Annotated in this window: 6 protein-coding genes; 2 read left to right on the top strand and 4 right to left on the bottom strand. The window is 68.6% G+C overall.

The annotated features are described in order from the left end of the window. Nucleotides 1-232 precede the first annotated feature (232 nt). A complete protein-coding gene (locus tag G6N50_RS07455) occupies nt 233-12760 on the top strand; it encodes a type I polyketide synthase (protein WP_163650822.1) in 12528 nt (4175 codons plus the stop codon). Between the two features lie 71 nt (nt 12761-12831). Further along, nucleotides 12832-15441 (top strand): sugar epimerase family protein, encoded by a 2610-nt coding sequence (locus G6N50_RS07450; RefSeq protein WP_083092210.1) that lies wholly within the window; start codon nt 12832-12834, stop codon nt 15439-15441. On the opposite strand, the gene G6N50_RS07445 is transcribed toward G6N50_RS07450, so the two are convergent. Genes G6N50_RS07445 through G6N50_RS07430 form a run of 4 tightly spaced genes read right to left on the bottom strand, consistent with a single transcriptional unit; the run spans nt 15438 to nt 19363 of the window. Further along, nucleotides 15438-16673, bottom strand: coding sequence for a cytochrome P450 (locus G6N50_RS07445; protein WP_083092211.1), 1236 nt, complete (start codon nt 16671-16673; stop codon nt 15438-15440). The two genes, G6N50_RS07450 and G6N50_RS07445, sit on opposite strands and share 4 nt — an antisense overlap. Then, on the bottom strand, nt 16670-17857 hold the full coding sequence (locus G6N50_RS07440; RefSeq protein WP_163650821.1) for a cytochrome P450: 1188 nt from the start codon (nt 17855-17857) through the stop codon (nt 16670-16672). Before G6N50_RS07440 ends, G6N50_RS07445 begins: the two co-directional genes overlap by 4 nt. Before the next feature lie 11 nt (nt 17858-17868). Then, complete coding sequence (locus G6N50_RS07435) at nt 17869-18291, bottom strand: VOC family protein (protein WP_083092215.1); 423 nt, start codon at nt 18289-18291, stop codon at nt 17869-17871. Between the two features lie 19 nt (nt 18292-18310). Next, nucleotides 18311-19363 carry an NAD(P)H-dependent amine dehydrogenase family protein gene (locus G6N50_RS07430; RefSeq protein ID WP_083092216.1) on the bottom strand — a complete coding sequence of 351 codons (1053 nt, stop codon included), beginning with the start codon at nt 19361-19363 and terminating at the stop codon, nt 18311-18313. Between the last annotated feature and the right edge of the window lie 4 nt (nt 19364-19367).

Below are 19367 nucleotides of genomic sequence, written 5' to 3'. Positions count from 1 at the left end.
CGCACCTGTCCATGCCGGTCCTCCCGTAGCAGCCGGGAGCAGCGGACGTTTTGAAATCCTGTCGGAGTTGGCCATACTCACCAGCAACATTCTTGGGTCGGAGAGCAGCACGACGCTGGTCGAACGGGAAACGGCGTCGCCTCGTGCAGCAAATTCCGTCACTCGGCGAAAGCCGCGTCCGGCGGTGAATGACGGCCGAACGTCGTTAGGCGAGGGTTAGGCGAGGTTTCTGATGGTTGATCAACTCCAGCATGCGACCGAAGCGCTGCGTAAAGCGCTGGTCCAGGTTGAGCGCTTGAAGCGCACCAACCGTGCGCTGCTGGAGCGGTCCAACGAGCCGATCGCGATCGTCGGTATGTCATGCCGCTTCCCCGGTGGCGTGGACAGCCCGGAGGCGCTGTGGCAAATGGTCGCCGACGGCCGCGACGTGATTTCGGAGTTTCCCACCGACCGTGGCTGGGATGTGGCGAGCCTGTACGACCCGGATCCCGACGCGCGCCACAAGTGCTACGTGAACACCGGGGGTTTCGTCGACGGCGTCGCGGACTTCGATCCGGCCTTCTTCGGCATCGCGCCCAGCGAGGCCCTCGCGATGGATCCCCAGCATCGGATGCTGCTCGAACTGTCGTGGGAAGCGTTGGAGCGCGCGGGGATTGACCCCAGCGGGCTGCGCGGCAGCGCCACCGGCGTGTTCGCCGGGCTCATCGTTCAGGGCTACGGCATGCTCGCCGAGGAGATCGAGGGTTACCGGCTGACCGGTATGACCTCCAGCGTGGCCTCGGGGCGGGTGTCCTATGTGTTGGGGCTGGAGGGCCCGGCGGTGTCGGTGGACACCGCGTGTTCGTCGTCGTTGGTGGCGTTGCACATGGCCGTGCAGTCGCTGCGCTCGGGGGAGTGCGACCTGGCCCTGGCCGGCGGCGCAACCGTGAACGCCACCCCGACGGTTTTCGTGGAGTTCAGCCGGCACCGCGGATTGGCGCCGGACGGCCGGTGCAAGGCCTACGCGGGCGCGGCCGACGGCGTCGGCTGGTCCGAGGGCGGCGCCATGTTGGTGGTGGAGCGCCTCTCGGATGCGCAGCGGCTGGGGCATCCGGTGCTGGCGGTGGTGCGGGGCTCGGCGGTCAATCAGGACGGCGCCTCCAACGGGCTGACCGCGCCCAACGGTCCCTCGCAGCAGCGGGTGGTGCGTGCGGCGCTGGCCAATGCCGGGTTGACGACGGCCGACGTGGACGTCGTCGAGGGCCATGGCACGGGAACGACTTTGGGTGACCCGATCGAGGCGCAGGCGCTGTTGGCCACCTACGGCCAGGATCGCAGCGAGCCGCTGTGGTTGGGCTCGATCAAGTCGAACATGGGCCACACGCAGGCCGCCGCCGGGGTGGCCGGGGTGATCAAGATGGTGCAGGCGATGCGCCACGAGACGCTGCCCGCGACATTGCACGTGGACGCGCCGAGTCCGCACGTCGACTGGTCGGCGGGTTCGGTGTCGCTGCTGACCGAAGCCCGGCCATGGAATGTTGAGCGCCCACGCCGCGCGGGCGTGTCGTCGTTCGGTATCAGCGGAACCAACGCGCACGTCATCGTCGAGGCCGTGGCGGCCGAACCGCCGCGCGTCGTGGACGGTCCCAAGGCGCCGGTAGTTCCGTGGGCGGTGTCGGCGAAATCGCCGTCGGCGCTGGCCGCGCAGGCGGGTCGGCTGGCCGAATACATTCGCGCGCACAGCGATCTGGACGTCGCCGACATCGGGTGGTCGTTGGCGGGCCGCGCGACGTTCGACCACCGGGCCGTCGTCGTCGGTGGTGACCGCGAGCGGCTGCTGGCCGGTCTGGACGAGCTGGCCAACGATGACCCGACTGGATCGGTCATCAGGGGAACGGCGACGCCGTCCGGCAAGACCGTGTTCGTGTTCCCGGGCCAGGGTTCCCAATGGCGGGGTATGGCCGTTGAATTGCTGGACACCGCACCGGTATTCGCACGACAGATCCAGGAATGCGAAGAGGTCTTCGCCGAATTCGTCGACTGGTCGCTGACCGACGTGCTGCGCGGCGCGCCCGATGCGCCGGGACTGGACCGCGTCGACGTAGTGCAGCCGGTGCTCTTCGCGGTGATGGTGTCGCTGGCCGAACTGTGGAAATCGGTCGGGGTGAATCCCGCTGCGGTGATCGGCCATTCGCAAGGTGAAATCGCCGCCGCCTACGTCGCCGGCGCACTGTCGCTGCACGATGCCGCCCGGGTGGTCACGTTGCGCAGCAAGCTGCTGACGTCACTGGCCGGTCCGGGCGGTATGCTGTCCATCGCCTGCAGCACCGAACGCGCTCGGGAGTTGTTGGCGCCCTACGGCAATCGAGTCAGCATCGCCGCCGTCAACGGCCGGTCGGCCGTCGTGGTGTCGGGTGAGGTCGCCGCGCTCGACGAACTCGTCGGCTTCTGCGCCGACCTCGAGCTGCGGACCCGGCGGATCGACGTCGACTACGCCTCGCACTCGGTTGAGGTCGAGGCGATCCGCGGTGACCTCGCCGAGGTGCTGTCCGGTATCGAGCCGCGCTCCTCGCGCATCGCATTCTTCTCCACCGTGACCGGAAACCGTTTGGACACGGCCGGATTGGATGCCGAATACTGGTATCGCAACATCCGGCAGACCGTACAGTTCGACCGGGCGGTGCGCAGCGCCTGCGAGCACGGATTCCGGACGTTCATCGAATCCAGTCCCCACCCGGCGTTGGTCGCGGGCATCGAGGACACCGCCAACGACCATGTCAGCAGTGGCGCCGAGGCCGCTGAAGTCACAGTCATCCCCACCCTGGGACGCGACGACGGCGGCCTCGACCGATTCCTGAGCTCGGCGGCGACCGCATTCGTCGCGGGAGTGAGCGTGCGCTGGCGCGGCGCGGTGGACGGCGCCGGTTTCGTCGAGCTGCCCACGTATGCCTTTGACCGGCGCCGGTTTTGGCTGTCCGGGGAGGGCATCTCGGCGGACGCCTCGGGTCTGGGGCTGGGCAGCAGCGAGCACCCGCTGCTGAGCGCGGTCGTCGAGCTGCCGGCGTCGGGCGGGGTCGTGCTGACGGGCCGCCTGTCGCCGAGCCTGCAGAGCTGGCTGAGCGATCACGCGGTATCCGGCACGGTGGTGTTCCCCGGATCGGGCTTCGTGGAGTTGGCGATTCGCGCCGGTGACGAAGTCGGATGCTCGACGGTCGACGAGCTGACGTTGCAGGCGCCGTTGATGTTGCCGGCCAAGGGTTCCGGGGCGGCATCGGTTGCCGTGCAGGTGGTGGTCGGTCCCGCCGAAGAATCCGGCCAGCGCCCGGTGTCGATCTTCTCCCGCCCCGACACCGACTCCGGCTGGGTGTGCCACGCCGAAGGAACGCTGAGTACCGGCTCGGTCGAGCCGGGCGCGGATCTGTCGGCATGGCCGCCGGCGGGTGCCGTCAAGGTCGACGCAGCCGACGGGTATGAGCAGTTGGCGGCGCGTGGCTACGGCTACGGCCCGGCATTCCAGGGCCTGACCGCGACGTGGGTTCGCGACGACGAGGTGTTCGCCGAGGTGCGGTTGCCCGACGCCGCAGGCGGCGTCAACGGGTTCGGCGTCCACCCGGCGTTGCTGGATGCGGCCATGCACGCACTGATCGTCAGCCACCACATCGCCGGCCGGACCGACGAAGTGGTGCTGCCGTTCTCGTGGCAGGGAGTGTCGTTGCACGCCGCGGGCGCGTCGGCGATACGCGCGCGCATCGCGCCGGCATCGACGTCGGAGGCCACCCATGCGGTCTCGGTCGAGCTGGCCGACGGGCTCGGGCTGCCGGTGCTGTCGGTGCGGGCGATGGTCGCGCGCCCGGTGAGCGAGCGGCAGCTGCGCGCCGCGGTGTCGGCCTCGGGCCCGGACCGGCTGTTCGAGGTGGTGTGGTCACCGGCCGCCACGACGGCCGCCGGCACCGAGGGGCCCGCGCATGAGGTATTCGAATCCATTGCGGGCGAACAAGATCCGGTCTCCGGATCGTATGAGCGCACGCATGCGGCGCTGGCCGCCGTGCAGTCGTGGCTGACCGAGCGCGACTCCGGAGTGCTGATCGTCGCGACGAGGGGCGCGATGGGATTGGCGGGGCAGGACATCCCCGATCTCGCCGGCGCGGCGGTATGGGGGCTGGTGCGCTCGGCGCAGACCGAGCATCCCGGCCGGATCGTCCTGGTGGATTCCGATGCGGCGCTGGACGATAGCGCGATAGCGACCGTCTTGGCGATCGGCGAGCCCGCGGTGTTGCTGCGCGACGGCACGGCTTACACCGCGCGGGTGCACGGCAGCCGCGCGGTCGACGGCATCATGACGCCGCCGGCAGAGGGGCCCTGGCGGCTCGGCATCAGCAGCGCCGGCACCTTCGAAAACCTGCAACTCGAGCCGGTTCCCAACGCCGGTGTGGCGCTGGAGCCGGGCCAGGTCCGGGTGGCCCTGCGCGCCATCGCCACCAACTTCCGCGACGTCATGATCACCCTGGGGATGTTCACCCACGACGCGCTGCTCGGTGGCGAAGGCGCCGGCGTGGTGGTCGAGGTCGGGCCGGGAGTCACCGAGTTCGCCGTCGGCGATTCGGTGTACGGTTTCTTCCCCGATGGCAGCGGCACGCTGGTGCCCGGCGACGTGCGCCTGCTGCAGCACAAGCCCGCCGACTGGTCCTACGCCGAAGCGGCCGGCATCTCAGCGGTTTTCACCACCGCCTACATGGCGTTCATCCACCTGGCCGACGTCAAGCCGGGGCAGCGGGTGCTGGTGCACGCCGCGGCCGGCGGCGTGGGGATGGCCGCGGTTCAGCTGGGCAGGCACTTGGGCCTGGAGGTGTTCGCGACCGCCAGCCGCGGCAAGTGGGACACGTTGCGGGCCATGGGATTCGACGACGACCACATCGCGGATTCGCGCAGCCTGGAGTTCGAGGACAAGTTCCGCGCGGTCACCGGTGGCCGTGGCATGGATGTGGTGCTGGACTCGCTGGCCGGCGAATTCGTCGACGCCTCGCTGCGGCTCGTCGCTCCCGGCGGCGTGTTCCTGGAGATGGGCAAGACCGACATTCGCGACCCGGGCGTGGTGGCCCAGGAGTACCCGGGCATCCGCTACCGCGCCTTCGACCTGTTCGAACCCGGCCGTCCCCGGATGCATCAGTGGATGCAGGAGCTCGCCGGACTGTTCGATGCCGGGGTGCTGGAACCGTTGCCAGTCACCACCTTTGACGTGCGACGTGCCCGTACCGCGCTGCGGTACCTGAGTCAGGCCCGTCACATCGGCAAGGTCGTCATGACTCTGCCGTCCGGGCTGGGAGCGGGCACGGTGCTGATCACCGGCGGGACCGGCATGGCCGGCTCGACGTTAGCTCGTCACCTGGTGGCACACCATGGCGTCGAGGACCTGGTGCTGCTGAGCCGGCGCGGTCCGGACGCGCCCGGATCCGCCGAGTTGATCGCGGAGCTACAGGCCGCGGGAGCCCAGGCGCGCGTGGTGGCGTGCGACGCGGCCGACCGGGCGGCGCTGGCGCAAGTCATCGCCGACATTTCGGCGCAGCGGCCGCTGTCGGGCGTGATTCACGCGACCGGGGTGCTGGACGACGCGATGGTCACCTCGCTGACACCCGAGCGAGTCGACGCGGTATTGCGGGCCAAGGTCGACGCGGCCTGGAACCTGCACGAATTGACCCTCGACCTGAATCTGCATGCGTTCGTGATGTTTTCGTCGATGGCCGGGCTGGTGGGCTCGTCGGGCCAGGGGAACTACGGGGCGGCGAACACGTTCCTGGACGGGCTGGCCGCGCACCGGCGGGCGCTCGGGCTGCCGGCGATCTCGCTCGCCTGGGGGCTGTGGGACCAGGCCAGCGCCATGACCGGCGGGCTGGATGCCGCTGACCGCGCCCGGCTGGGCCGCGACGGGATCTTGGCGCTGTCCTCGGACGAGGCCATGGAACTCTTCGACACCGCCCTGATCGTCGACAAACCGTTCCTGGCGCCCGCCCGCATCGATCTCGGCGCGCTGCGGGCCCATGCGGTCGCGGTGCCGCCGATGTTCACCGATCTGATCAACGCCCCGACCCGCCGCCGCGTCGACGACTCGCTGGCGGCCGCCAAATCGAAATCGGCGCTGGCGCATCGCCTGGACGGACTGCCCGAGGCGGAGCAGCACGCCGTGCTCCTGGATCTGGTGCGTTCGCACATCGCCACCGTGCTGGGGAACACCAGCGCCGAGGCGATCGACCCCGACAAGGCGTTCCAGGAGCTGGGTTTCGACTCGCTGACCGCGGTCGAGATGCGCAATCGGCTCAAAACCGCTACCGGACTGGCGCTTTCGCCCACCCTGATCTTCGACTACCCGACGCCCAACGGTCTGGCCGGCTACATCCGCACCCAACTCGCCGGCGTCCCACAAGAGATCAAACACGCCCCGGCCGCCCGCGCCACCGACGACGACCCGATCGTGATCGTAGGCATGGCGTGCCGCTACCCGGGCGGGGTGAATTCCCCCGACGACCTGTGGGACATGCTGACCGAGGGCCGCGACGTGCTGTCGGAATTTCCGAGCGATCGCGGCTGGGACCTGGCCGGGGTGTACAACCCGGATCCCGACGTCCCGGGCACCTGCTACACCAGCACCGGCGGCTTCGTGGACGGTGTCGCGGACTTCGATCCGGCCTTCTTCGGCATCGCGCCCAGCGAGGCGCTCTCCATGGACCCGCAGCAGCGCATGTTCCTCGAACTGTCGTGGGAAGCGTTGGAGCGGGCGGGAATTGAACCCGGCACCTTGCGCGGCAGCGCCACCGGGATGTTCGCCGGCGTGTACACGCAGGGATACGGCATGGGCGCCGCACCGACCGCGGAGGGCTTCCGGCTGACCGGCCAGTCGTCGAGTGTGGCCTCGGGGCGGGTGTCCTATGTGTTGGGGCTGGAGGGCCCGGCGGTGTCGGTGGACACCGCGTGTTCGTCGTCGTTGGTGGCGTTGCACATGGCCGTGCAGTCGCTGCGCTCGGGGGAGTGTGACCTGGCTCTGGCCGGCGGCGTCACCGTGAACGCCACCCCCGACATCTTCGTGGAGTTCAGCCGCATGCGCGGGCTGTCCGAGGACGGCCGGTGCAAGGCCTACGCGAGGGCGGCTGACGGCACCGGATTCTCCGAGGGCGGCGGCATGTTGGTGGTGGAGCGCCTCTCGGATGCGCAGCGGCTGGGGCATCCGGTGCTGGCGGTGGTGCGGGGCTCGGCGGTCAATCAGGACGGCGCCTCCAACGGGCTGACCGCGCCCAACGGTCCCTCGCAGCAGCGGGTGGTGCGTGCGGCGCTGGCCAATGCCGGGTTGACGACGGCCGACGTGGACGTCGTCGAGGGCCATGGCACGGGAACGACTTTGGGTGACCCGATCGAGGCGCAGGCGCTGTTGGCCACCTACGGCCAGGATCGCAGCGAGCCGCTGTGGTTGGGCTCGATCAAGTCGAACATGGGCCACACGCAGGCCGCCGCCGGGGTGGCCGGGGTGATCAAGATGGTGCAGGCGATGCGCCACGAGACGCTGCCCGCGACATTGCACGTGGACGCGCCGAGTCCGCACGTCGACTGGTCGGCGGGTTCGGTGTCGCTGCTGACCGAGCCGCGGGCATGGCCCGGCAACCGTCCGCGCCGGGCGGGGGTGTCGTCGTTCGGTATCAGCGGAACCAACGCGCACGTCATCGTCGAGGCCGTGGCGGCCGAGCCGCCGCGCGTCGTGGACGGTCCCAAGGCGCCGGTGGTTGCGTGGCCGGTGTCGGCGAAATCACTGTCGGCGTTGAATTCTCAGGCGGCCCGGTTGGCGGCGCACGTGCGCGCCCACCCGGACTTGGACATCGCCGATGTCGGGTGGTCACTGGGGGGCCGGTCGGCCTTCGAACAGCGGGCCGTCATCATCGGAAGCGACCGCGACCGGCTGCTGGCCGGTCTGGACGAGCTTGCCGGTGACGATCTGGCCGGCTCGATCGTTCGTGGCACGGCCACGGCCGGCAAGACGGTCTTCGTCTTCCCCGGCCAGGGATCCCAAACGCTGGGCATGGGCATGGGATTGCACGCCGGCTATCCGGTCTTCGCGGAGACGTTCAATGCCGTTGTGGCCGAACTGGATCAACACCTGCTTCGCCCGCTGCGCGAGGTGATGTGGGGACACGACGAAAACCTGCTGAACAGCACCGAATTCGCGCAGCCCGCGCTGTTCGCCGTGGAAGTCGCGTTGTTCCGGCTGCTCGAGTCCTGGGGTGTGCGGCCCGACTTCGTGATGGGCCACTCGATCGGAGAGCTGGCGGCCGCGCACGTCGCCGGTGTGCTGTCCCTGGAGCACGCCGCGGTGCTGGTGGCGGCCCGGGGTCGATTCATGCAGGCGCTGCCCGAAGGCGGTGCGATGGTCGCGGTGCAGGCCACCGAAGAACAGGTGCGGGCGCTGCTCGCGCCCTCCGACGAGGTCGTCGTGGGCATCGCCGCGGTCAACGGGCCCACCTCGGTGGTGATTTCGGGCGCCCATGACGCAGTGGCCGCAGTGGCCGATCAATTCCGCGCCGAGGGCCACCGCGTCCATCAGTTGTCCGTGTCGCACGCCTTCCACTCGCCGTTGATGGATCCGATGATCGACGAGTTCGGCACCGTCGCTGCCGGATTGGGCGTCAACAAGCCCTCCATCCCGATCGTGTCCAACCTGACGGGACAGCCGGCCGGGGACGACTTCGCCTCGGCGGCGTACTGGAAGCGGCACGTGCGCGAGGCCGTGCGGTTCGCCGACGGCGTGCGTTTCGTGCACTCGGCCGGCGGGAACCGGTTCCTCGAAGTCGGGCCGAGCAGCGGTTTGACGGCGTCGATCGAAGAATCGCTGGCTTCTGATGCCCCGGTGACCACGATGTCCGCCCTGCGCAAGGACCGCCCCGAGCCGGTCGCCCTGATCAACTCCGTCGCGCGGGGCTTCGTCGCCGGGATGGATGTGGACTGGCACGGCGCGATGGGGGACGCCCACTTCGTCGAGCTGCCCACGTATGCCTTCGACCGGCGGCGCTTTTGGCTTGCCGCCGACGGTGCCCCGGCCGACGCCGCCGGCTTGGGCCTGGCCGCCGGCGAGCACGCCCTGCTGGGTGCGGTGGTGGAACTGCCGGCCTCCGGCGGGGTGGTGCTGACCGGCCGGCTGTCGCTCAGCGCGCAGGGCTGGTTATCCGATCATGCCGTCGGCGGTGTCGTGCTGTTCCCCGGCGCGGGGTTTGTCGAGTTGGCCATCCGCGCCGGTGACGAGGTGGGCTGCGGGGTCGTCGACGAGCTGAATCTCGCGGCGCCGCTGGTGTTGCCGGCCGGTGGGTCGGTTGCGGTTCAGGTTGTGGTCGGCGGGCCGGACGATGCGGGTGCCCGTGCGGTGTCGGTGTTTTCGCGGGCCGAGGCGGGCTCGGGCTGGTCGTTGCACGCCGAGGGTGCGCTGCGAGCCGGGTCGGTGCAGCCGAGCGCGGATCTGTCGGCGTGGCCGCCGGTGGGCGCGGTCCCGGTGGATGTCGGCGACGGGTACGAGCAACTGGCCGAGCGCGGTTACAGCTACGGTCCCGCGTTCCGCGGCCTGAGATCGATGTGGCGCCGCGGCGACGAAGTGTTCGCCGAAGTGTCGCTGCCCGCCGACGCCGGGGTTTCGCCGGCCGGGTTCGGTGTCCACCCGGCGATGCTCGACGCGGCACTGCACGCGGTCATGCTGGCCTCCGACAGCACAGAGCTCCCCGAAGGCTCGATGCTGGTCCCGTTCTCCTGGCAACAGGTGTCGCTGCACGCCGCGGGCGCGGGGGCGGTGCGCGCGAGGATCGTGTCGGTCGGCTCGTCGGCGGTGTCGATCGAATTGGCCGACGGGCTGGGATTGCCGGTGCTCTCGGTGGCGTCGATGGTGGCCCGTCCGGTGACCGATAAGCAGCTGCTGGCCGCGGTGTCGAATTCGGGACCGGACCGGCTTTTCGAGGTCATCTGGTCCGCTCAGCCGTCATCGGCGGTCCAGCCGGCATCGGTAACCGCTTGGGGTGCAACGGAATCAAATGGCACCGACGCTGAGCGGTCGGCGGTGCTATTCGAATCGCGGCCGGTGTCCGGCGACGTGATCACCGAGGTGTACGCGGCGACGCGGGCGGTGCTGCCCGTGCTGCAGTCCTGGCTGTCCCGCGACGGCGCCGGAACCCTGGTGGTAGCGACCCGGGGCGCCATGACGCTGCCGGGCGAGGACGTCACCGACCTGGCCGGTGCGGCGGTGTGGGGGCTGGTGCGCTCGGCGCAGACCGAGCACCCCGGACGAATCGTACTCGTCGACATGGATGCACCCCTCGATCCCGATGCGCTAGCGGCGGTTCTGGCGCTCGGCGAGCCCCAGGCCATCCTGCGCAAGGGGACGGTCTACACCGCGCGGGTGCTCGGTAGCCGCGCCGTCGGCGGCCTCCTGCTGCCGCCCGACGACGGCCCATGGCGACTTGGCATGAGCAGCTACGGAACGATCGAGAATCTGCGCATAGAGCGCATTCCCGACGCCGACGCGCCGTTGGGGGCCGGTCAGGTGCGGGTTGCGCTGTCGGCCATCGCGGCCAACTTCCGCGACGTCATGATCGCGTTGGGCCTCTATCCCGACCCCGAGGCGATCATGGGCATCGAAGCCTCCGGTGTGGTTATCGAAACCGCCTCGCAGGACGGGCGTTTCGCCGTCGGCGACCGCGTGATGGGGCTGTTCCCGGACGGGACCGGAACCGTCGCCAAGACCGACCAGCGCCTGCTCGCCAAGGTTCCCGCCGGATGGTCGCACACCGCTGCCGCGACGGCGTCGGTCGTGTTCGCCACGGCGAACTACGCGCTGGTCGACCTGGCCCGCGCCAAGCCCGGTCAGCGGGTGCTGGTGCACGCCGCGGCCGGTGGGGTCGGGATGGCCGCGGTCCAGCTGGCCCGCCACATCGGTCTGGAGGTGTTCGCGACTGCCAGCCGCGGCAAGTGGGACACCTTGCGGGACATGGGATTCGACGACGATCACATCGCCGACTCGCGCAGCCTGGAGTTCGAGGACAAGTTCCGGGCGGTCACCGGCAGGACCGGCATGGCCGGGATGGATATCGTCCTCGACTCGCTGTCCGGTGATTTCGTCGACGCGTCTCTGCGCCTGATGGCCCCCGGCGGGGTCTTCTTGGAGATGGGCAAGACCGACATCCGCGACCCCGAGGTCGTCGCCCGGGACCACTCGGGTGTGCGTTATCGCGCCTTCGACCTCTTCGAAGCCGGACCCGATCGCATCGCGCAGATGCTCGACGAGTTGGCCGCCATGTTCGGCGAAGACGTGCTACGGCCGTTGCCGGTGACCAGGTTCGACGTGCGACGCGCCCCCGCCGCGCTGCGCTACCTCAGTCAGGCCCGCCATGTCGGCAAGGTCGTGATGACCATGCCCGACGCGTGGACGGCCGGCACGGTGTTGATCACCGGCGCAACGGGCATGGCCGGCTCGGCGGTCGCGCGACACGTCGTATCCCGCCACGGCGCACGGAATCTGGTGTTGGTCAGCCGGCGCGGTCTGGATGCGCCGGGTGCCGCGGAGTTGGTCGCCGAACTGACCGCGGCCGGTGCGCACGTGGAGGCGGTGGCCTGTGATGCCGCCGATCGCGAGGCCTTGGCCAAGGTGATCGCCGACATCCCGATGCAGCATCCGCTGACCGGGGTGATCCACGCCGCCGGGGTCTTGCATGACGCGGTTGTGACCTCCCTGACGCCCGACCGGATCGAATCCGTGTTGCGGTCCAAGGTCGACGCGGCGTGGAACCTGCACGAATTGACCCGCGAGCTGGATGTAGCGGCGTTCGTGATGTTTTCGTCGATCGCAGGGCTCGCAGGCGCATCGGGCCAGGCCAACTACGCGGCCGGCAACTCGTTCCTGGACGGGTTGGCAGCTCATCGACGGGCCCACGGGCTGCCGGCGATCTCGCTGGGCTGGGGCCTGTGGGATCAGGCCAGTGCCATGACCGGTGCATTGGGCGCCGCCGACCGTGCCCGGTTCGGCCGGGACGGGATCGTCGCCATGTCCTCGGACCAGGCGCTGGAACTGATGGACACCGCGCTCATCGTCGACGAGCCGTTCATGCTGCCCGCCCACATCGACCTCGCGGCGTTGCGGGTCAAGTTCGACGGGGGCACGTTGCCGCCGATGTTCGTCGATCTGATCAACGCGCCCACCCGGCGCCAGGTCGACGACTCGCTGGCCGCCGCTAAGTCGAAATCGGCTCTGCTGCAACGCCTCGAAGGGCTCCCCGAGGATGAGCAGCAAGCGATCCTGCTCGACCTGGTGCGTGCCAACATAGCCACCGTGCTGGGCAGCGCCAGCCCGGAGGCGATCCACCCGGACCGGGCGTTCCAGGAACTCGGTTTCGACTCGCTGACCGCGGTCGAAATGCGCAACCGGCTGAAAGCCGCGACCGGCCTGGCGCTTTCACCAACGCTGATCTTCGACTACCCGAACTCCGCCGCACTGGCCGGCTACATGTATCGAGAATTGGTCGGTTCGGCGGACCAACCCGCGGTGGCCGCCGCACCGGGCGAAGCCGAGATTCAGCGGGTCGTAGGGTCGATTCCGGTCAAGCGCCTTCGGCAGGCCGGCGTGTTGGAGCTGTTGCTGGCCTTGGCCAACGAATCGTCCAGCGGCAACGGGCAGCCCGCTACGCCTGAGGCGACCACGGAGAAGGACATCGCGGACATGGACCTCGACGACCTGCTCAACGCCGCGCTGCTGGACGACGACGGTGAATAGCCATGAGTGGCGCCGGCGACGATGCAGAAGGCAGCGATGTGGGGAGCGCCGCAATTGAGTGAGGGCTCTTTGTGAGAATCGCGGTCACCGGGGCCAGCGGTGTACTCGGGCGCGGCCTCGCCGCCCGTCTGCTCAGCGAAGGCCACGATGTCGTCGGGCTCGCGCGCCATCGCCCCGAAAGCTGGTCGAGCGCTGCGGACTTCGCCGCCGCCGACGTCCGTGATGCCGACGCCGTCAAGCGCGCCCTGGCCGGCGCGGACGTCGTCGCGCACTGCGCGTGGGCGACCGGTCCCGGTAACGACCGCGTCAGGCGGCAGGTCAACATCGGGGGCACCCGCAACGTGCTCGCGGCCATGGCCGAGACCGGGGCCAGGCGGATCGTTTTCGGGTCGTCGGCACATGTCTACGGCCCGGGTGACACGTTGAAGACCGAGCGCGACGCGATAACCCCGGTCAGTGCCGAGGGCCACCATCAAGTCGAGGTCGAACGCATGCTGGAGGATTCGAACCTGGAATGGGTCGCGATCCGTACCGCGCTGATCCTCGGCCGGGCCGTCGACAACTGGGTGCGCCGACTGTTCGCGTCACCGGTATTCCTCGACGGGCCGGCCGACCGGCCCATGCAGGTTGTCCACCTCGACGATGCGCTTCGGCTTTTCAACCGCGCGATTACGGACGCCGAAATCACCAGCGGTGCAGTCAATCTTGCTGCCCGCGGTGAGCCGACATTTGGCCAGATCGCCGGCGTGCTCGGACGCCCGGTCGTGCGGTTGGGCGTCGGTCGGGCCGAGTTGCAACGGGTGCACAGCGCCCCGCTCATGGACGTCTCGCGATTGGCCGAGGACTGGGGATTCCGACCGGCCTGGCAGTCCGACGAATGCATCGACGATTTCGCGCTGGCGGTGCGCGGTCGGGTGACGGTGGGCAGCCGGGTGCTGTCGCTGCCTTGGCGGATGGCCAGTATCGGAGACCTGCCTTCGGTCGATGCGCCGACAGAAGACGGGGTGAAGCCCAATTGGGCTGGGCCGGTGGGGGATAACGGGGAATTCGACACCCCGATCGACCCGCGGTTTCCCACCTTTCTGGCCACCAATCTGTCGGAGGCGCTGCCGGGTCCGTTCTCCCCGGCGTCGGCCTCGGTGACCGTGCGCGGGCTGCGCGCCGGCGGCGTGGCCATCGCCGAGCGGTTGCGGCCCGGCGGGATCATCCAGCGTGAAATCGCCACGCGCACGGTCGCCGTGTTCGCCCACCGTCTCTACGGGGCCATCACGTCGGCGCATTTCATGGCCGAAACGGTGCCGTTCGCCAAGCCGTCGACGATCGTCAGCAATAGCGGGTTCTTCGGACCCAGCATGGCGTCCCTGCCGATCTTCGGTGCAGAACGTCCGCACTCCGAAACCGGCCGTATCCGAAGGCAACTGCGGACCGTTCGCAACATCGGGGTTTTCGGCGTCAACCTGATCGGTCTGTCCGCGGGCTCGGCCAAGGACACCCGTGAGCACGTCGCCGACGTCGATCGCCTGGAACGCCTTGCCGGCGACGACGTCAGTTTGCTCGACGATCGTCGGCTGCTCAGCCTCATCTCGTTGGCGCGCGACGATGTCGTGCACGGCTGGGTGCTCGCGTCGGCGTCGTTCATGCTGTGCGCCGCGTTCAACGTCTTGTTGCGCGGTTTGTGTGGGCGAGACACCGCCGCGCCGGCGGGTCCGGAATTGGTCAGCGCCCGCTCGGTCGAGGCGATGCAGCGACTGGTTATCGCCGCACAGCGCGACCCGAAAGTGTCGGCGCTGCTTGCGCAACCGGGGGAGCGGTTGGCCAAGCTGGCCGTCGAGGCGCCGGAGTTTCACGCCGCGGTCGTGGCGGAATTGGCGCTGATCGGCCATCGTGGCCCGGCTGAGCTCGAGATGCTGTCCAGCAGCTACGCCGACGATCCCGAGTTGCTCATCCGGATGGTCACCAAGACGATGAGCGCGCCGCCGGCCCCGCTGCCGGAGCGCCCGTGGATTCCATTGCGGGCCAAGCCCGTTGCCCAGCTGGCCGGACGCCAACTGCGTGACCGTGAAGTCCGGCGCGACAAGGTGGTGCGGGCCAACTGGGTGCTGCGCAACCTGATGCGCGAGTATGGGCGCAGATTGGTCGAGGCCGGAGTCGTCGACAACGCCCATGACGTGTTTTATCTACTCGTCGACGAACTTGATGCTCTCCCAGCGGATGTCCGGGGGCTGGTGGCCCGGCGGCGGGCGGAACAACGCCGGCTGGCCACGGTCGTTCCACCGACGGTCTTCAGCGGCAGCTGGCAGCCGACCGCGAGCTCGTCGTCGGCTCTGGCCAGCGGCGACACCATCCGCGGCGTCGGCGTGGGCGGCGGGCGGGTACGCGGCCGGGTGCGTATCGTGCGGCCCGAAACGATCGACGACCTGCAGCCCGGCGAAATCCTGGTGGCGGAGGTCACCGACGTCGGCTACACCGCGGCGTTCTGTTATGCCGCTGCCGTGGTGACCGAGTTGGGTGGCCCCATGTCACACGCCGCCGTGGTCGCCCGCGAATTCGGGTTCCCGTGCGTGGTGGACGTGCAGGGGGCCACCAAGTCGTTGCCGTCGGGCGCCCTGGTGGAGGTCGACGGCACGACGGGCGAGATTCGGGTCGTGGAGCTCGCCGCGGATCACCGATTGCCGAGCTAGTCGAACTCCATCTCCAAATTGGTGGGCCCGCTCAGTCCCAGCATCGGTTTCCACGCTGATGTTGCTACGCGGCGCGGATTGGTCATGCGCCGGGCGAGGATTTTGAGGGCCCCGGCGAGCTCCACGCGGGCCAGGTTCGCGCCGAGGCAATAGTGGGCGCCGCCGCCGAACGTCAAGATGGGTGGCGGGTCGACTCGGTAGACATCGAAAAGCTCCGGGTGAGGATAGACCTCTGGATCGCAGTTGGCCGCATAGGTATTCACCGAGATGAAGGTGCCGGCCGGAAACGTGTAACCGGCGAAGCGGACATCGTCGAGGACCGTGCGGAGCGTGGCACATACCGCCGGCGAATGGCGCATGCATTCCTCGACGGCGCGCATCGCGAGGTCGGGATTGTCGCGGAGCAGCGCCAGCTGATCGGGATGATCACACAGCGCGTGCATGGCCGCGGCCAGTTGATTTCGGGTGGTGTCCGTGCCGGCGCTCAGGATGCTGAACGCCAGCATGCGCATCTCCGCGTTGCTGAGCCGGTCGCCGCCGTCCTGGGCGCGAATCAATTCGGAGATCAGGTCGTCGGTCAACCGGCTGCGCCGCTCGGCGATCATGTCGTCGATGTATGCGTCGAACTCATCCCACGCCCGCATCACAACGTCTTGCTCGTTGACGAGGTCGGAGTCAAACCTCACGATCTTGAAAATGTCCTCCGCCCATAGGGAGAACTGCTCCCAGTCTTCGGGAGGGGCGCCCAACAACGCACAGATGATCGGGATGGGATAAGGCCGGGCGATGTCGGTGACGAAGTCACATCGGCCGACTCGGCCAACTGGGGCGACCCGATCGATCAACTCGTTGATCACCGCGTCGATGGTGTGCCCCATGCGCCCGGATGCCCGCGGCGTGAAAGCCTTTGACACCAGGCCGCGTAACCGCCGATGTTCGTCGCCTTCCATGCCCAGGATGGTGCCCAGCACCCTGTCGTAGAGCGGACCGGACGTGATCCCGCGGGCCGTCATGTGCATGCCCGGCGGAAACACGAATCGGGGGTCACGGAGAATGCCGCGGGCGAGCTCGTAGCCCAGCACCTCGGGTCCCAGCGGCCCGATGGCGATCGGTGACCGCTTGCGCGCCTCGTGGATGCGTGGGGCGACGTCGTGCACGGTTTCGGTGATGTCGTAGTCCAGCGCCGGGAGTCCGGCATCGAAGACGCTGGGGGCTGTCGTATCGACGGTCATGACGCCTCTGCTGTCAGGACCCGCAGCGGCAAGAGCGGCAGCGTACAGGTCGGGGACGGCCAGGTGATCTCGGGCCGGTAGCCCGGCGCAAGTTCGAAATGCGGTATCCGGGTCAACCATTCGGTCACCACGACGTTCATTTCCATCCGGGCCAGATGCGAACCCACGCAGCGGTGCGGACCGCCACCGAAGCCCCAGTGCTTGTGCACCTTGCCGTCCATCACCAGCTCGTCACCGGATGTCGCGTCGCTGCCGTCCCGGTTGATCGCGCCCAGACAGAGCCGCACCCGAGAGCCGGCCGGCAGTGTGATGCCCGCGATCGTCACTTCTTCGGTCGTCACCCGGGGGACGACCGGCGCCGACGACTCCAGGCGGACGACCTCCTCGACGAAAACGCCGATCTGTTCCGGCTGTTCCCGCAGTCGCGTGCGCAGTTCGGGCCGGCGCGCCAGTTCGAGCATGGCCGCCCCGATGGCCGACGTGACGGTGTCCAGACCCGCGAGGACGAAGAAGAACGCCATTCCGAGGGCCTCGTCGTCGGTGAGCCCGTCGTCACCGGCGAGCACCTGCGAAAGAACATCGTCGCCCGGATTCCGCCGGTGCTCGGCGACGGCCTCGGTGAGGTAGGCGAACAGTTCCAGTGCCGGTGTCAGGTCCGGCGTTTCACCGGCCGCGTTCGGAATGCTCAGCTCGATGATGGCGTCCTTCCACCCGATCAGCCGCTCGCGATCCCGCTGCGGCAGGCCGAACAAGGTCAGGAACACCTGTGACGGGTAGGGCGTCGCAAGATCGGCCATCACCTCACACTCGTCGCGCCGCGCGATCGAGTCGATGATGTCGATCGCCTGGGCCTGAATCGACGGCAGGATCGCGGCGAGCGCGTGCGGACTGAAGAACGGCTGCAGAATCCTCCGAAACCGGGTGTGCTGAGGGGGATCGAACGCCGCCGGCACCAGCGGAAGCGGGCTGCCGACCACCTCGAAGGCCTTTTTGGACGAGAACACCTTCGGGTTGCGCAGCGCCGCGAGTACATCCTCGCGTCGGGTCAGTGCGTACCACCCGTCGCTCAATACCACCGGGCCGGCTTCGCGCAGCGTGGCCCAGCCGGCGCCGCGGTCGAGCGTCATCGGCAGATCGTTCAAGTCGAGCACCGGAATTCCCTGCAGGTCAACAACTTCGGCCATGTCTTCTCCAATCACGGGATATTGGTCGTCAGAAATGTCAGCGGCAGGCCGAGGATCGACAAATCGTTCTCGTCGAGATAGGTGCCCTCGCCCTCAAAATGCTGCCGGAATCGCGTTGTGGCGCCGTAGCGTTCGGCGACGGCGCCAGCCGTCTCGGCTGCCGGTACTCCGATCACCACGGTGTACACCCCGTCTCCGTGACGCTCGAGGAACTCATTCAGCGAGCTGGCTACCTCCCCGGACGAGCCGGGGATTGGGCTGATCAACTCGATGCCTCGATTCCAGTCGAGGTGAATGTCCAGCCCGAGCTCGGTCAGTTGCAGGGGCTCGAAGACGAATCCCAGATCGCTGAACATCTGTGTCGTCTTGGCATGCCGCTCCGGTGCGACGGCGAACACGACGTGATGCAGCGAGGATTCTTGCTTTGCAGTCATGGGCGGGCCGGCTTTCTTGTCAACTGGTTTTGAGGACCCCGCGCGGAAGTAGCAGCGGCAGATCGTTGTAGGTGACGATGCCGGGCGGCGCGGCGACGACGGCGGGTATCGCGGTGATCGCCGGCATTGCGGTGATTGTGAGTCCCAGCATGATGTAGTCGTCCAGCGTCTCGCCTCGAAAATCCGGCGGTGGCAGGAAGCTCAGTGTGGTCTTGATCGTGGGTTGGCCCTGCACTTCGATGGTGTAGCCCATGTCCAGCGGCCAATCCGGGTCCAGCGATTGGCCTTTGCGCCATCTCCCGCGGATCTCGATGACGTCCCGGTCGGCGACGACACCAATCCAGCGGACGTCCACGCCGGCCACGCAGCCCTTCGCGATCGTCCAGTCGCCGGGCAGGTGTAGGTCCGCGGTGGTTTGGGCGTATTCGACTTCGCAGCGCACGTCGTCGAGCTCGGCGCCCAGGGCATCGGCGAGCAACAGAACGCCGTCGCGGAAGATGCCGGCGCCCTTCTCGGTGATGGCCGCCAGATCCGGATGATCGATGGGATAGCCGAAGCCCATGGGTATTTCGGTTGCGGGCGAGTTGTAGATCGTGGTGTCAACGGATTCCAGCATCGAGACCTTGTCCACCCGGTCCGACAGGCCTGCCGACACGATGGCGAAGAGCTGGATGAAACCGGGGTTGATGCCGCTGCCGAAGATGGACGACCCGCCGTTGCGGCAGGCCTGTGCGATGCGTTCCCGTCCGGCACCGAGGAAGTGGCCGGTGACGAACCCGGCGGTGCCCACCACGTTGATGCCCGCGCCGAGGATGCGGACCAGCTCGTCGACGTCGGCGAACATCGGGTTGTAGACCACGCAGTCCGGCTGCAGTGCGAGCAGCGCCTCAACGTCGTTGGTGGCCTTGATACCAAGCGGTGCGATCCCGCACAGCTCGCCGACATCGCGTCCGGCCTTCTCCGACGACCAGGCATAACATCCGACGAGCCGCAGCCCCGGGTTAGCGACGATCGCTTTGACCGAACTCTTGCCGACGTTGCCCGTCGTCCACTGAACGACCCGGCAGTTCAACGGG

Origin of the sequence: Mycobacterium mantenii (assembly GCF_010731775.1) — a bacterium.
GTDB classification, from domain to species: Bacteria; Actinomycetota; Actinomycetes; order Mycobacteriales; family Mycobacteriaceae; genus Mycobacterium; species Mycobacterium mantenii.
The sequence above is the reverse complement of the archived record's forward strand: the minus strand, read 5'-3'. Positions and strand labels throughout refer to the sequence as shown.

Bases quoted from the DNA above. Each gene is read 5' to 3' on its own strand.
- G6N50_RS07455 (WP_163650822.1), top strand. From the start codon at position 233: ATGGTTGATCAACTCCAGCATGCGACCGAAGCGCTGCGTAAAGCGCTG.
- G6N50_RS07445 (WP_083092211.1), bottom strand. From the start codon at position 16,673: ATGACCGTCGATACGACAGCCCCCAGCGTCTTCGATGCCGGACTCCCG.
- G6N50_RS07440 (WP_163650821.1), bottom strand. From the start codon at position 17,857: ATGGCCGAAGTTGTTGACCTGCAGGGAATTCCGGTGCTCGACTTGAAC.
- G6N50_RS07435 (WP_083092215.1), bottom strand. From the start codon at position 18,291: ATGACTGCAAAGCAAGAATCCTCGCTGCATCACGTCGTGTTCGCCGTC.